The organism is Candidatus Saccharimonadales bacterium (genome assembly GCA_035758565.1).
In the GTDB taxonomy this organism is placed as follows: Bacteria; Patescibacteriota; Saccharimonadia; order Saccharimonadales; family UBA10212; genus DASTXL01.
This window is the reverse complement of record DASTXL010000001.1, coordinates 360,982-372,650: the sequence shown is the minus strand read 5'-3', so window position 1 is coordinate 372,650 and position 11,669 is coordinate 360,982. Positions and strand designations below refer to the sequence as shown.

Sequence of the window (11,669 nt, the reverse complement as noted above, 5' to 3'; positions counted from 1 at the left end):
GGGGTATGAATCCGCAGACACCGTACGCCCAACCGCCAGCGCCTATGGGACCGATGCTGCCCAGGCAGTCTAAAAAGCCTCTTATGTTTGCGATTGTTTTTGGTTTGCTGTTTGTAGCCGCGGCAGTTTTTGGCTATTGGGCTTTTAGCGGCCGCCAGGATTATAAAAATAATTCCGATAAAAAAGTAGCCGATGCTGTGGCTGCTGCCGAAAAGTCACAAGCCGCTCAGCTCCAAACTCAATTTACTCAGCAGAGCAAACAGCCATATAAGACCTATACCGGCTCAGCCACCTACGGCAGCATTAACTTTAATTATCCCAAGAACTGGAGTGCCTACGTAGACGAAACTGGCAGCGGCCAGCCGATCGAGGGTTATTTTTACCCAAACCAAGTTCCTGGCATCAATGGTGGCACGGCCTTTGCCCTTAGAGTAGAGTTGGTTAACACCGACTATTCTAGCGTGATTAGCAACTTCCAAGGTAAAGTCCAGCAAGGCCAAGTACGAGCTTCTGCCTATACTCCTCCTAAGATGAACGGTGTAGCCAACACCCAGATAGGTACGCGTTTTGATGGCGCAATCAGTCAAGACTCTCAGGGCAACAACCAAAATGGATCTATGGTGGTGCTAAAAGTACGCGACAAAACCTTGCAAATATATACCGAGTCCAATGACTACCTTAGCGACTTTAATAACACTATTCTGGCTAGCCTAAGCTATAAACCTTAAGCTTAAAATCCTAGGTGAGTTTTACAACTAAGACTTAATTATGGCTTAACGCCGGGTTATAATTTTTCGTATAGTTCTAACAAGAGAAGGGTACGTGAAAAGGCAGCTTCACCGTCGTTCGGACAGTCTCGCGCGGCACCATGCGCTATTGGTGGCTTTAAGTGAAGATTTGGCCTTGCCGCTCGTTCAAATAAAAACCGGTCTAGAACTTATGCAGGACGCTAATTTTGCCAAGCCGTTGGCTCGCCAGCAAACTCGCGCTATGAATTTAAGCGTAGAAGCTGGTTTTCAACTCATAGAAGCCTACCGCTTGTTATTGGCCAGTGATCAGTTAGTGAGTTTTGATTTTCAACCCGTATCTATAGGCGCGGTTCTAGAGGAAGTCGCACACGGCTTGACACCTTTTGCCCAAGAATATTCCACCAAGCTTGAGGTAGATATTCAGGGCCGCTTGACCCCTGTATTGGTTCATCAGCCAAGTCTTACCGCCGCTATGCAAGCCCTGGGCTTTAGTCTTATCAGGGCCCAAGCGGCTCAGTCCGAAAGGGCAGAGTATAGACTCATCTTAGGCGCTCACCGAACAGTAGATAATGTGATTGCTGCCGGAGCATTTAGCGATGTGCAGGGTCTGAGTGATAGATCATTGCGAGCTGCTCATTCGCTAGTCGGACAGGCCCGGCAACCTTTGCCGTCGGTACCGCCTGGAACTGCCAGCGGTATTTTAGTTGCAGATATGTTGTGCGCCAATCTGTGGCAGCCGCTAAGGTCGGCCGCTCATAAAAGTCTTGGCGGCCTAGCTACCACCTTGCCGACATCTAAGCAACTACAGTTTGTATGACCCATGTTTTGATAGTGGAGGCTGACCGCCTGCTTGGCAACAACATTGCCGCGGCTTTTACACTACGCGGACATAGCGCTACATTTACGCCCGACGCCCAAGCCGCTATCAATGCCGCCGACGCTAAGACTCCGGATGTAATTATTCTGGACCTAATGCTGGCAGGCCGTTCGGGTATTGAATTTTTGTACGAACTAAGAAGTTATCCAGATTGGCAAACTCTGCCGGTGATTGTTTATAGCAACCTTGCGCCGGCCAATTTAATTCTGGAATGCGACATCAGTCAGCTAGGTATTGAGCAAGTATTTCATAAACCCACCACCAAAATTAGTGATCTGGTCGCTGAGGTCGAGAGGCTAGCTGCTAAAAGCAAGGTTTAACTATGCAGCAACGCTCCACTCAAGCGATTATTTTAAGTCGTACCAACTTTGGTGAGGCTGATCGTATTATCACTTTCCTGACACCGGACCAGGGTAAAATAAGTGGTCTAGTTAAAGGCGTGCGCAAAAGCAAAAGTAAGCTAGCCGGCGGCATAGAACTTTTTAGCGTTAGCGACATAACTTTTATACCCGGGCGCGGCGAAACTAGCACAATTATTTCTACGCGCTTGGTTCGACATTATGGCAACATTGTTAAAAATTTGGAGCGAACAAACGCGGGCTACGAACTCATAAAGTTGCTGAACAAATCAACCGAAGACAACCCAGAAAGCGAGTATTTTCACTTACTAGATGAAGCTTTCGCTGCGCTTGATGATCAAACTATCAGCTTGCCGCTCATATATGTTTGGTTTTGCTCGCAACTCTTAAAATTGGCCGGCCATGCGCCGAATTTAAAAACTGATCTCGAAGGCTATCGCCTGGAAGCAGATAAAAAGTACGACTTTAACTTTGACGCTATGAGTTTCCAGCCTAGCCGGGCCGGAAGTTCAAGTTTTGGTGCCGACCAAATTAAAGTTCTAAGATTGTTGTTTGCGGGGGGTCGCCCAACTCAACTAGCTCAAGTTAAAGATATTGAATCAATTGCCGTCCAACTGCAAACTTTAATTAAGCCAATGCTACAAGCGCAGAGCATTGCAATTATTTAGCATAAGTGTTTTAAGTGTAAAATATATCACCAGAAGATAGTAATTTGGGTCGCGGAATCCTCGTGCGCTCGGTGGTAGTATACGAGCATTAAGGAGGGGGCCCATCAGTGAACACTAGCCGGCATACTATTTCTAATCAACCCGAACTCGTCAGTATGTTCCTGCGGCATCAAAACCTGAGCAATAACGACCAAAAGCCTCGTAGACGCCCGTATTATTACGCGGCGTTTTTGCTTGCCGTTTTGGCAGGGCTGACCGCTGGTGGGTTAAATGCCTTTAGCGGAGCGGAACCGCCGCCCACTTCCAACGGCTCGAACGCTAACAGCCCAGCCGACATTCAGCCAATGGCAGCTAGCGAAATTACTTCTCAGACTCCGGCAACCAACATTGAAAGCGATGTCTCCACATCATCAAACAGTCAAGGTGGCGCCAGCGGGTCCGTGAGCGTGAACGGTCAAACATATAGCGTTAGCGGTAACGGACAATTAAACAAAAACATTAAAAGCGACAATACCAATACCCAGTTGAATATTTCCGTTCATAGCGATGACTCCGGTGGATCAAGCAGTAGCTCTGTGCATGTAGAAAGTAACACGACAACGGAGGGTCTATAGAGTAGCTTAATTAACTTCCTGAGCATTTAATTACCGGTCATCGGCAAGAAAACTTCTTGGCGGTGCCGGGTAATTAAACCCGAAATTTCATCAACTAATAATTAATAGAAAGGAGCAGTGTATGCATAAGCTAATAAGGCTAGCGACGGCAGCCGTGGTGAGCGCCACTCTCACAACGGGTGTTGCTGCTGCGCAGAGCACCATTAGTACAACTGGCCCGAACTCATGGAATTGGGTTCATTCGTCAAATAGAAATCATGTGAGTGTCGATAACGACAACCACGTAAGCGTACACAACAACAATCACCAAGCAGCCTATACAGGCACGGCCGTGGTATCGAACAGCACTAACGCTGGCGATGCGACTACCGGCGATGCATCAAACGACAACACTTTTGATGCCACCGTTAACGTAGATAATTCCGGGTCTGGCGCCTGGGTGGCCGGTATGTCGACTGTCGGTTCGGGTGGAGACTCTGGTGGTTCAATTGACACCACAGGTCCCAATTCACACAACGCAATTGACACACAGAATTCAAACAGTGTCCGCGTAGACAATGACAACAATGTTTACGTGCACAACGACAATACGCAGTGCGCCACTAGCGGCGATGCTACTGTCACCAACACTACCAACGGCGGCTCAGCCACTACTGGTAATGCCTCAAACACAAATTCTTCAACTTTTGACCTAAGCGTTAGCAACTAATTTTAGAAGCTAAAGCCTCAAAAGCGGTATGAAAAAAGGAGAGCCTTTTGCCCCAAGGCTCTCCCTCAAGTTAATTCTTAACTCTAGATTGGACTACCTGATGATTAGAAGACTTTTGATAAACGGAACAATTAGCTTACTAATGATTTTTGTCTTTCCGCTTAATTCAATGGCGGCAGACCAGTCCACTTCGGGAGCAGACTCTAGTGTTGCAGGCACAGCCCAGGCGCCTGCTACCGATAACTTGACCGACCAGTCGCAAACTACTAATAACTCATCAACCGACAACCAGTCCAACCAGCCGGTGGGCTCCATTCCCCAAGGACCTACTGGGCCCGACGCCAATACCTATACTTATAATCAAAGCACTGGTCTTTGGGAAAACCAATATTACACCTGGGACCCAACAACTGGCAAGTCTACTCCCAAAAATCCGCCGACCTATAGCTATAATCCAGCAACTGGCATGTGGGATACCACGCAATGGGTTTACGATCCGTTGGCAGGCAAATATGTGCCAAATGTTATCTCGTCTAGCCCAATGGCTCCGGACGGAATGAGTGCGCCGGTGGCCGCGGCCGCAACCGCTTTAGCCAGCAATACGGGTGCTGGCTCCAACAATACGACGAACAGCTCAACTACGAACAATGGCTACTTCGGTAATTTTTATAACGCCGCTATTAGCAATCAGGTTAATTCTAACGCTGTTAGTGGCAACGCGTTGGTGGTCAACAACACCGTAGCTGGCAGTGCGCTGAGTGGCAACGCGCTTGATGTTAGCAATATCATAAATATGCTGCAGTCGCAGTGGAACTTACAGTCTGCGGCCAATTTGCTGACTTTCACCGACAATATTAACGGCGATGTTACCGGCGACATAACAATTAATCTAACTCCAGCCGCAAACACTGGACCATTGTCTACAAATACATCAAATTCTCAGACGGATAATAATCTGACCATCAACAACAAAGGCAGCGGATTAATTACCAACGATATAAATATTGGTGCCACCAGCGGCAGCGCCACGGTAGCTAATAACACTAACGCTGGCAGTGCGCTGAGTGGCAACGCAAATGCTGTAGCCAATGTAGTTAACGTACTTAATACGGCAATCAGCGCCGGCCAATCCTTCCTAGGGGTTGTTAACATTAACGGTAATCTAAACGGTGATATTCTGCTGCCGCCAGACTTTGTTAATCAATTAATTGCCAGCGGTGCACCTAGTTCAACCATTAATCTTTCGCAAATTAAGAATAACAACGTAGTTGCTGACAGCACCGGTACGCAGACTATAAATAATAATGTAAACCTCACGGCAGCTAGCGGCAGCGCTACGGTAGCGAACAACACTAATGCCGGTAATGCCACCAGCGGCAACGCCTCAACGAACTTGACGATATTTAATCTAACCGGCAACCAAGTGATTGCCAAAAACAGCTTGCTGGTATTTGTTAATGTGCTTGGCCAGTGGGTGGGCTTGATCATGAACGCGCCGGCTGGTAGCACAACGGCTGCTTTATGCGGCGGGACTTGTCAAACATCAACCATTACGAGTAGTAACGTTACACTAACATCAGACAGTCACAACACGATCAATAATAACCTTAGCGTTAGCTCAAAATCTGGCGACGCGGTCGTAGCCAATAACACTAACGCTGGCAGCGCCACCACGGGCAACGCCACAGCCAGTGCCAATCTTATAAATATGAGCGGCGACAATTTTTCACTGTCCGACTGGTTCGGAATCTTGTTCATTAACGTTCTAGGAACATGGCACGGCAGCTTTGGTATTAACACCGATGCCGGAAACTTGCCGGCTGGCAGTGGAGGTGGCGAGGCGCTTGGTTTTAACTCGGGCTTCCATGCGCCGGCGAGCAGCGGCAGTTCTGCAAAAGTCTTTGTCTTTGGTTTTATCCCAAATCAGGATGGGGGTTTTAGTGCCGCGGATTATGGCGCAACTACTTCGAACTCGGGCAATGATTCGTCTAGTCAAAATAATCATAAAACCACACCCCAAGTTTTGGGAGCTTCTACCGACAACCCCAACCCGCCAACTCCCACATCCGGCAGTGGTGATGGAAGTATCAGTTGGGTCATACCAGCCGTTGGACTTGGAGTATTTGGTTTAAGCTTCGCAGTTGGCTACATAGAAGAACTAAGCAACAAGTTCAGCGTAGCTTTCTTGTCGTACAAGCTTCGCCGCCATTAGGCCGGTATCACCTTGACTTTCATAAAAAAATTAGCAGCCGCTCTTAAAAAAACGGTTGCTAATTTTACGGCCCAATAGATGGTAATTACCAAAAAGGGGATATAAATAACTGGAGTGATTAAAATCATTCGAATTTTTTGGACAAGACTCAAATTGTGTGCGGCTGTAATTGCTAAAAGCATAAAACCGCACAGACTAGCCCAAATGACGCCGGCCAAAAAAGCAAAGTGAAATCTAATAGCGATGTAGGTTATATAAGTTAGTGTGATCGGCAAGAATACGGCAACGACTGCGTAATAATTTAAAATAATTTTCTCAAGAATAAGATTCTTTTTTGTGTTAGGCAATAAACTTCTGGCTTGTAGAGATTGTTGAACAGCCACTGTCTTGTAGTCTTTGTAGACCCCAGTAAGACTCAAGCCATCGAACTTCTGTTGAGCTGCAGGTGCCGTGCTGTGCTGTCCTAGGACGTCCGCTGCGCTAGTAGCTATTACCAACCCGCTAGCGGCTGCCAAGCAAGAAATTATTTCGACATCAAGGCCAATCCGCAAGATATCCATTACTGCACTACCTTGTCGAAGTTAAATTTATACATTTGTCGCCACTCAAATAAGCTTCCGCTACATGTTTGCACAGTCATCATCGGCGGGCCGCTGTCGCTTCGTTTCAATATAGAAGTATCATTCGGTGAAAGAGCAACCGTGGATTGATAAATATAAGAAAATATATGCCCATTGTTGGTGTATACCAGTGCCTGGGCGCCTGGCTGAATGTATTGTAGATTCCAAAAAACATAATGGTTATTGTGACCATAAATAAAAGTGTCGCCATTTTGGTTATTGGCTGGCGGCGTAATAACTGCATACTGCGCGTCATAGCCGCTGAGCGTCCAGCTGTCGGTAGCTTTGTCGTAAGTACCTGGGTCTACGGGAAGATCAACAGAAATTGTTGAAATAACAATTCTTACCGGAATTCCGGATATCGGCGCGATTTTTGGCACGCTGGCAATATGCTGAAATTGCTTTGCGGACTCAACTTGTGCCAGGGAATAGGGGGCCGGTCTAAAGACCAGCCACCCAAAAATCGCGGTCACAGCATAGATAGCCGCGAGGCTAAGACAGAACCTTAGCCGGCGACTATAATTAGCTGCTGCAAATTGCTTAAACTTTTGTTTTTGCGCCATAAGCCGATGCGCCTAGACGTACGGCAGCCGCTAAAGTGCCTAAAACGGCCGCGACTATGCCAGTCATTGCTACTGGATTGCTTCCGGTTTCGGGCAGGGAGCCGACTCCGGCGCCCGAGCCTCCGCCAGCCGCGAGGGTACTAGCGGCACCTCCACCACCACCTGTGCCAGGCGTAGTTCCGCCGCCTCCACCACCACCTGTGCCAGGCGTAGACGAAGTGCCACAGTTGCTGTTGGTGCTCACGTGCGTGCTGTTAGAATTGCTAGCCGAACCAGAAGAGGCTCCTCCGCCGTTGGTGTTATTGCTAGATGTTGAATTGCCAGAAGACGAACTCTGGTTATTTTTGTTGTTTACATTGGTATTATTGTTGCACTTGCTAGTTGCGCTATTGTTGTTTGAGGTGCTTATTTTATTAGTGGATCCAGGGCCGGTATTACTTATGCTGGCGGCCATACTAACGCCTGCCATCATAAATAAGCTCGCGACCGTGGCCACGATAAATCTAGAGATTCTTTTCATGGCGACATCCTCCTTGAATTGTCGGCTTGTCCCCAAAAGTCGGTATAAGACAATTAAGCCATAAAGCAAGCGATCTGTAAGTTAGATTTATCACACCTGTTTGTTATGCTTAGTATCGATGACTAATATCTTAGATATTTATAAAAAATACAAAATAACCCCTATGTTACAGCTACATCAGTTACGGGTAGCAGCAGTGGCTTCTCAGGTCTGCGACAGTCTAACCGTTAAAATAGATAAGCAGTCAATAATCACCGCTTGCTTGCTGCACGATATGGGCAATGTTTTAAAGTTTGACTTCAGCTATCCAGCGCAATATTTCGAGCCGGAGGGAGTAGAATATTGGCAAAGCGTTCAGGAAGAATTCCGGCAAAAGTATGGCGACAGTGAACACGAAGCCAGTCTGAGCATTGCCAGAGAGTTAGGGGTCTCCGACAAAGTGCTCCATTGTATAGCCTCAGTAGGTTTTTCCTTCGCTCCCCAAACGGCCAAAGATCCAGAATTCGAAGCTAAAATTTGTGATAACGCAGACATGCGTGTCAGTCCAAGCAGCGTAGTTTCTATCGAGCAGAGATTAGAAGACGGTTATAAAAGATACAGGAACCGGCCGGATCGCTGGATGCCGGAAGAGCGCAGGGAAGAGCTCGTCAAAGCTTGTTATGAAATCCAGGATCAGATATTCGCCCACAGCCGCATTAAGCCGGCCGACATAACCAACGAGACTATCGTGCCCATCATCGAACACCTCAAGTCTTACGAAATTTAAAGCTAAGCTATATAATCTGTAACTAATGAGTCCCGTTAGAGCCGGCTTTACATATGTTTACGTATTGCGTAGCTTGAAGGACGGAACTATGTATACGGGCTGTACGACCGACTTACGAAAACGCTTAACTCAACATAACTCCGGTGACTCAACTTATTCAAAAAAACATACACCTTATGAACTGATATACTATGAAGCGTGTATGAATATAAGCGATGCTTATGCTAGAGAGAAGTATTTAAAGACAGGAATGGGAAAGCGTTATATCAAAAACAGGATTAAGCGTTTTCTGGCTCTAACGGGATGAGTGAAGTTAAATTAGACGATATTGTTTCTTTGTGCAAGCGCCGCGGTTTTATATATCAGGGTAGTGAAGTTTATGGCGGTCTGGCCGGTACGTGGGATTACGGCCCGCTCGGCGTAGAGCTCAAAAAAAACATAATGAGCCTGTGGTGGAAGACTTTTGTAGAAAGTCGCGACGATATGCTTGGGGTTGATGCCGCCATTCTTATGAACCAAAAAGTTTGGCAGGCCAGCGGCCACACCGAAACTTTCACGGATCCTTTAACTGAATGTATGAATTGCCATTCTCGTTTCCGCGCAGACAAAATAGATACGAGCAAACCATGTCCGACTTGCGGCAAAACAGGAGCATTTAGCGAACCAGAACAATTTAATATGATGTTTAAAACGATCGTTGGGCCTAAGTACTCCAGTTGGGATAGAAAAAAGTCCGGCGGCCTTGAAGCTCACATAGTTTTTAAGAATGAAAAAGGCAAGCCGGAAAAAGAATTTAACCTCAAAGACTCTTTTAATGAATTGGGCGGATTCATGTTTTATGATTCGGCTGACGTTAGTTACCTCCGACCCGAAACTGCGCAGGGTATCTTTACCAATTTCAAAAATATCGTTGATAGTTTTTATCCGGACATGCCATTCGGTATAGCCCAGCAAGGCAAAGCTTTTCGTAACGAAATTTCTCCGCGTGATTTTATTTTCCGCGACCGTGAACTGGAACAAATGGAAATTGAATATTTCGTACACCCCGATAAGTGGGAAGAAGCTTTTGAAATGTGGCGGGTGCAAATGCATGACTGGTGCAAACTGCTCGGTCTGCCGGCTGAATCTATCCACGAGCTGGAAGTCCCAGAAGAGGATCGTGCCCATTACAGCAAGCGCACTATAGACTTTGAATTCGACTTTCCAATTGGCAAGGAAGAACTTTACGGCCTGGCCTACCGCACTGATTTTGACCTGCAGAATATTCAAAAACATTCTGGCAAAAGCATGGAATACCGGCCAAAGGACGGCAGCGAGTCATTTGTGCCGCACGTAATCGAACCAACTTTTGGCGTCGAGCGAACCATCATGGCTGTGCTTACTGCCGCTTATGATGAAGACGAACAGGGCGGAGAAAGACGAACTGTTTTGAGGCTTCCGGCACATTTGGCGCCCGTCAAAGCAGCCGTTTTGCCGCTTGTTAAAAACAAGCCGGAACTGACCGCCAAAGCCCAAGAAGTCTATAAGAATCTAAAGAAGGAAATTGGGAACGTAATGTGGGTTGATAGCGGCAACATCGGTAAAAACTACCGCCGCATGGACGAAATAGGCACGCCATACTGCGTCACCATCGACTTCCAAACCTTAGAAGACGATACTGTGACCGTCCGCAACCGTGACACCACCGAACAAAATCGAGTAACAATCAATGAGCTCGCAGCCACAGTGGTCTGAATTCTTTGATCGTGTCATTGACGGTTATTTATTGTTGGACCTTGAAGCCATGGATCGAATATCGATGGAAGGTTATGGTAACTGTGGTTATCCTATGCTCCTCACAATATTTAGTGGAGCCGATCTTCTTGGCGGCCTAAGCTCGCCGAAGTGGTCAGACGACCCACGGAAACAGAAAAAATATTTTAAGCATTTCCTTAAAGAATATATGGGCTACGGCGACGAAAACTTAATACAAGAGCTGAGAGAATCGGTAAGGAATAGATTGGCGCATTCTTTTCTAACAGATAACCATGTCATGGTCTACAAGAAACAGCTTAGTCAAGCTATTGAAAGAAGAGACAATTTATTAAATATCGATGCATCCAAACTATTTCAAGAATTCAAGACTGCTGTATCTCGATTGAAAGCGGAGTTGAACGAAGACCAGGCACTAAGCCGAATCTTTGAAAACAACCTCATAAGTATGCAGGAAACATATGTCAGGAATAACATAAAGATTCAGTTTAACGAACCTATTGATGTCTCCCTATCGGCAATGTTAATGCCTCCATCTGGCACAGGTCGAACTAGCGGAGCTAGTCATGGTTTTCAGCTAAAGAAGCCGCTACAAGTAATTAGAACGGACAATAAGAAGGGTCGAGGTCGTAAATAATAAACTCGGCGAATTCATCGATAAGTATTGGTAGGAGTAAAATAAAACCATGAAGCGGGCGATTATTTTACACGGACGGCCGGCTAAAAAAGATTATTACGGCGATAAATGGCCCAGCGAATCCAACAGCCATTGGTTGCCGTGGTTGCAGAAGCAATTCATGCGCCGTGATGTCTGAGCCCAAACTCCTGAAATATTCCAACCCTACGCGCCAACCTACCAAAAGTGGGCAACAGAAATCGAAAGATTCCATCCCGATGAAGAAACAGTCCTTGTCGGCCACAGCTGCGGCGGCGGAATGATTGTGCAGTGGCTCAGCAAAAATCCGCAGGCCAAAGTCGGCAAAGTTGTGCTGGTTGCGCCGTGGATAGATCTAGAAAAAGACGACTGGCCGGCCTTTGACTTTACTCTTGACCCAGATATTGCCAAGCGCACCCACGGTCTAACAATCTTTCATTCAACAGATGATGTAGAAGAAATCCAAACGTCGGTCAAATATCTAACCGATAACCTCAATGACTTTAAATACGTAGAATTCGAAGGTCGCGGGCATTTCACGCACAAATACATGCCGGACGACACGTTCCCAGAACTGCTCAAAGAATGCCTGGCGGAGTAGAATA

General features: G+C 46.7%; 15 protein-coding genes. 12 read left to right on the top strand and 3 right to left on the bottom strand.

What is annotated here, in order from left to right; translation table 11 throughout:
- The first annotated feature begins 5 nt into the window (after window positions 1–5).
- The 7 genes from VFT49_02140 (at window position 6) to VFT49_02110 (ending at window position 6,188) form a co-directional block, all read left to right on the top strand.
- A complete protein-coding gene (locus tag VFT49_02140; GenBank protein ID HEU5004866.1) occupies window positions 6–728 on the top strand; it encodes a hypothetical protein in 723 nt (240 codons plus the stop codon).
- Between the two features lie 94 nt (window positions 729–822).
- The gene (locus VFT49_02135) at window positions 823–1,566 is read left to right on the top strand and encodes a hypothetical protein (protein HEU5004865.1); all 744 of its coding nucleotides are present in this window, start codon (window positions 823–825) and stop codon (window positions 1,564–1,566) included.
- Window positions 1,563–1,946, top strand: coding sequence for a response regulator (locus VFT49_02130; protein ID HEU5004864.1), 384 nt, complete (start codon window positions 1,563–1,565; stop codon window positions 1,944–1,946). The genes VFT49_02135 and VFT49_02130 overlap by 4 nt, the downstream gene beginning before the upstream one ends.
- 2 nt (window positions 1,947–1,948) lie before the next feature.
- A complete protein-coding gene (gene recO / locus VFT49_02125; GenBank protein HEU5004863.1) occupies window positions 1,949–2,653 on the top strand; it encodes a DNA repair protein RecO in 705 nt (234 codons plus the stop codon).
- Window positions 2,654–2,760: 107 nt separating this feature from the next.
- The gene (locus VFT49_02120) at window positions 2,761–3,267 is read left to right on the top strand and encodes a hypothetical protein (GenBank protein ID HEU5004862.1); all 507 of its coding nucleotides are present in this window, start codon (window positions 2,761–2,763) and stop codon (window positions 3,265–3,267) included.
- Between the two features lie 121 nt (window positions 3,268–3,388).
- Window positions 3,389–3,976 (top strand): hypothetical protein, encoded by a 588-nt coding sequence (locus VFT49_02115; GenBank protein ID HEU5004861.1) that lies wholly within the window; start codon window positions 3,389–3,391, stop codon window positions 3,974–3,976.
- 28 nt (window positions 3,977–4,004) lie between these two features.
- Complete coding sequence (locus VFT49_02110) at window positions 4,005–6,188, top strand: hypothetical protein (GenBank protein ID HEU5004860.1); 2,184 nt, start codon at window positions 4,005–4,007, stop codon at window positions 6,186–6,188.
- On the opposite strand, the gene VFT49_02105 is transcribed toward VFT49_02110, so the two are convergent.
- The 3 genes from VFT49_02105 to VFT49_02095 are packed head-to-tail and all read right to left on the bottom strand — an operon-like array spanning window position 6,185 to window position 7,891.
- Window positions 6,185–6,748 carry a hypothetical protein gene (locus VFT49_02105; protein ID HEU5004859.1) on the bottom strand — a complete coding sequence of 188 codons (564 nt, stop codon included), beginning with the start codon at window positions 6,746–6,748 and terminating at the stop codon, window positions 6,185–6,187. The genes VFT49_02110 and VFT49_02105 overlap by 4 nt on opposite strands.
- Window positions 6,748–7,371 (bottom strand): sortase, encoded by a 624-nt coding sequence (locus VFT49_02100; GenBank protein HEU5004858.1) that lies wholly within the window; start codon window positions 7,369–7,371, stop codon window positions 6,748–6,750. The genes VFT49_02105 and VFT49_02100 overlap by 1 nt, the downstream gene beginning before the upstream one ends.
- Window positions 7,349–7,891 (bottom strand): hypothetical protein, encoded by a 543-nt coding sequence (locus VFT49_02095; GenBank protein HEU5004857.1) that lies wholly within the window; start codon window positions 7,889–7,891, stop codon window positions 7,349–7,351. Before VFT49_02095 ends, VFT49_02100 begins: the two co-directional genes overlap by 23 nt.
- A gap of 163 nt (window positions 7,892–8,054) precedes the next feature.
- Here VFT49_02095 and VFT49_02090 point away from each other — a divergent pair, with 163 nt between their 5' ends.
- The 5 genes from VFT49_02090 (at window position 8,055) to VFT49_02070 (ending at window position 11,665) form a co-directional block, all read left to right on the top strand.
- Window positions 8,055–8,657, top strand: coding sequence for an HD domain-containing protein (locus tag VFT49_02090; protein HEU5004856.1), 603 nt, complete (start codon window positions 8,055–8,057; stop codon window positions 8,655–8,657).
- Between the two features lie 303 nt (window positions 8,658–8,960).
- On the top strand, window positions 8,961–10,391 hold the full coding sequence (locus VFT49_02085) for a glycine--tRNA ligase (protein HEU5004855.1): 1,431 nt from the start codon (window positions 8,961–8,963) through the stop codon (window positions 10,389–10,391).
- Window positions 10,366–11,046: a hypothetical protein gene (locus tag VFT49_02080; protein ID HEU5004854.1), complete on the top strand. Its 681-nt coding sequence runs from the start codon at window positions 10,366–10,368 to the stop codon at window positions 11,044–11,046. The genes VFT49_02085 and VFT49_02080 overlap by 26 nt, the downstream gene beginning before the upstream one ends.
- Window positions 11,047–11,095: 49 nt before the next feature.
- On the top strand, window positions 11,096–11,224 hold the full coding sequence (locus tag VFT49_02075; protein ID HEU5004853.1) for a hypothetical protein: 129 nt from the start codon (window positions 11,096–11,098) through the stop codon (window positions 11,222–11,224).
- A gap of 15 nt (window positions 11,225–11,239) precedes the next feature.
- Window positions 11,240–11,665: an alpha/beta fold hydrolase gene (locus tag VFT49_02070; protein HEU5004852.1), complete on the top strand. Its 426-nt coding sequence runs from the start codon at window positions 11,240–11,242 to the stop codon at window positions 11,663–11,665.
- The last annotated feature ends 4 nt before the right edge of the window (window positions 11,666–11,669 follow it).

What these genes read in the sequence shown, in the direction of transcription:
- VFT49_02140 (HEU5004866.1), top strand. Translation starts at nt 6, where the DNA reads ATGAATCCGCAGACACCGTACGCCCAACCGCCAGCGCCTATGGGACCG.
- VFT49_02130 (HEU5004864.1), top strand. Translation starts at nt 1,563, where the DNA reads ATGACCCATGTTTTGATAGTGGAGGCTGACCGCCTGCTTGGCAACAAC.
- recO (HEU5004863.1), top strand. Translation starts at nt 1,949, where the DNA reads ATGCAGCAACGCTCCACTCAAGCGATTATTTTAAGTCGTACCAACTTT.
- VFT49_02115 (HEU5004861.1), top strand. Translation starts at nt 3,389, where the DNA reads ATGCATAAGCTAATAAGGCTAGCGACGGCAGCCGTGGTGAGCGCCACT.
- VFT49_02110 (HEU5004860.1), top strand. Translation starts at nt 4,005, where the DNA reads ATGAAAAAAGGAGAGCCTTTTGCCCCAAGGCTCTCCCTCAAGTTAATT.
- VFT49_02105 (HEU5004859.1), bottom strand. Translation starts at nt 6,748, where the DNA reads ATGGATATCTTGCGGATTGGCCTTGATGTCGAAATAATTTCTTGCTTG.
- VFT49_02100 (HEU5004858.1), bottom strand. Translation starts at nt 7,371, where the DNA reads ATGGCGCAAAAACAAAAGTTTAAGCAATTTGCAGCAGCTAATTATAGT.
- VFT49_02095 (HEU5004857.1), bottom strand. Translation starts at nt 7,891, where the DNA reads ATGAAAAGAATCTCTAGATTTATCGTGGCCACGGTCGCGAGCTTATTT.
- VFT49_02090 (HEU5004856.1), top strand. Translation starts at nt 8,055, where the DNA reads ATGTTACAGCTACATCAGTTACGGGTAGCAGCAGTGGCTTCTCAGGTC.
- VFT49_02085 (HEU5004855.1), top strand. Translation starts at nt 8,961, where the DNA reads ATGAGTGAAGTTAAATTAGACGATATTGTTTCTTTGTGCAAGCGCCGC.
- VFT49_02080 (HEU5004854.1), top strand. Translation starts at nt 10,366, where the DNA reads ATGAGCTCGCAGCCACAGTGGTCTGAATTCTTTGATCGTGTCATTGAC.
- VFT49_02075 (HEU5004853.1), top strand. Translation starts at nt 11,096, where the DNA reads ATGAAGCGGGCGATTATTTTACACGGACGGCCGGCTAAAAAAGATTAT.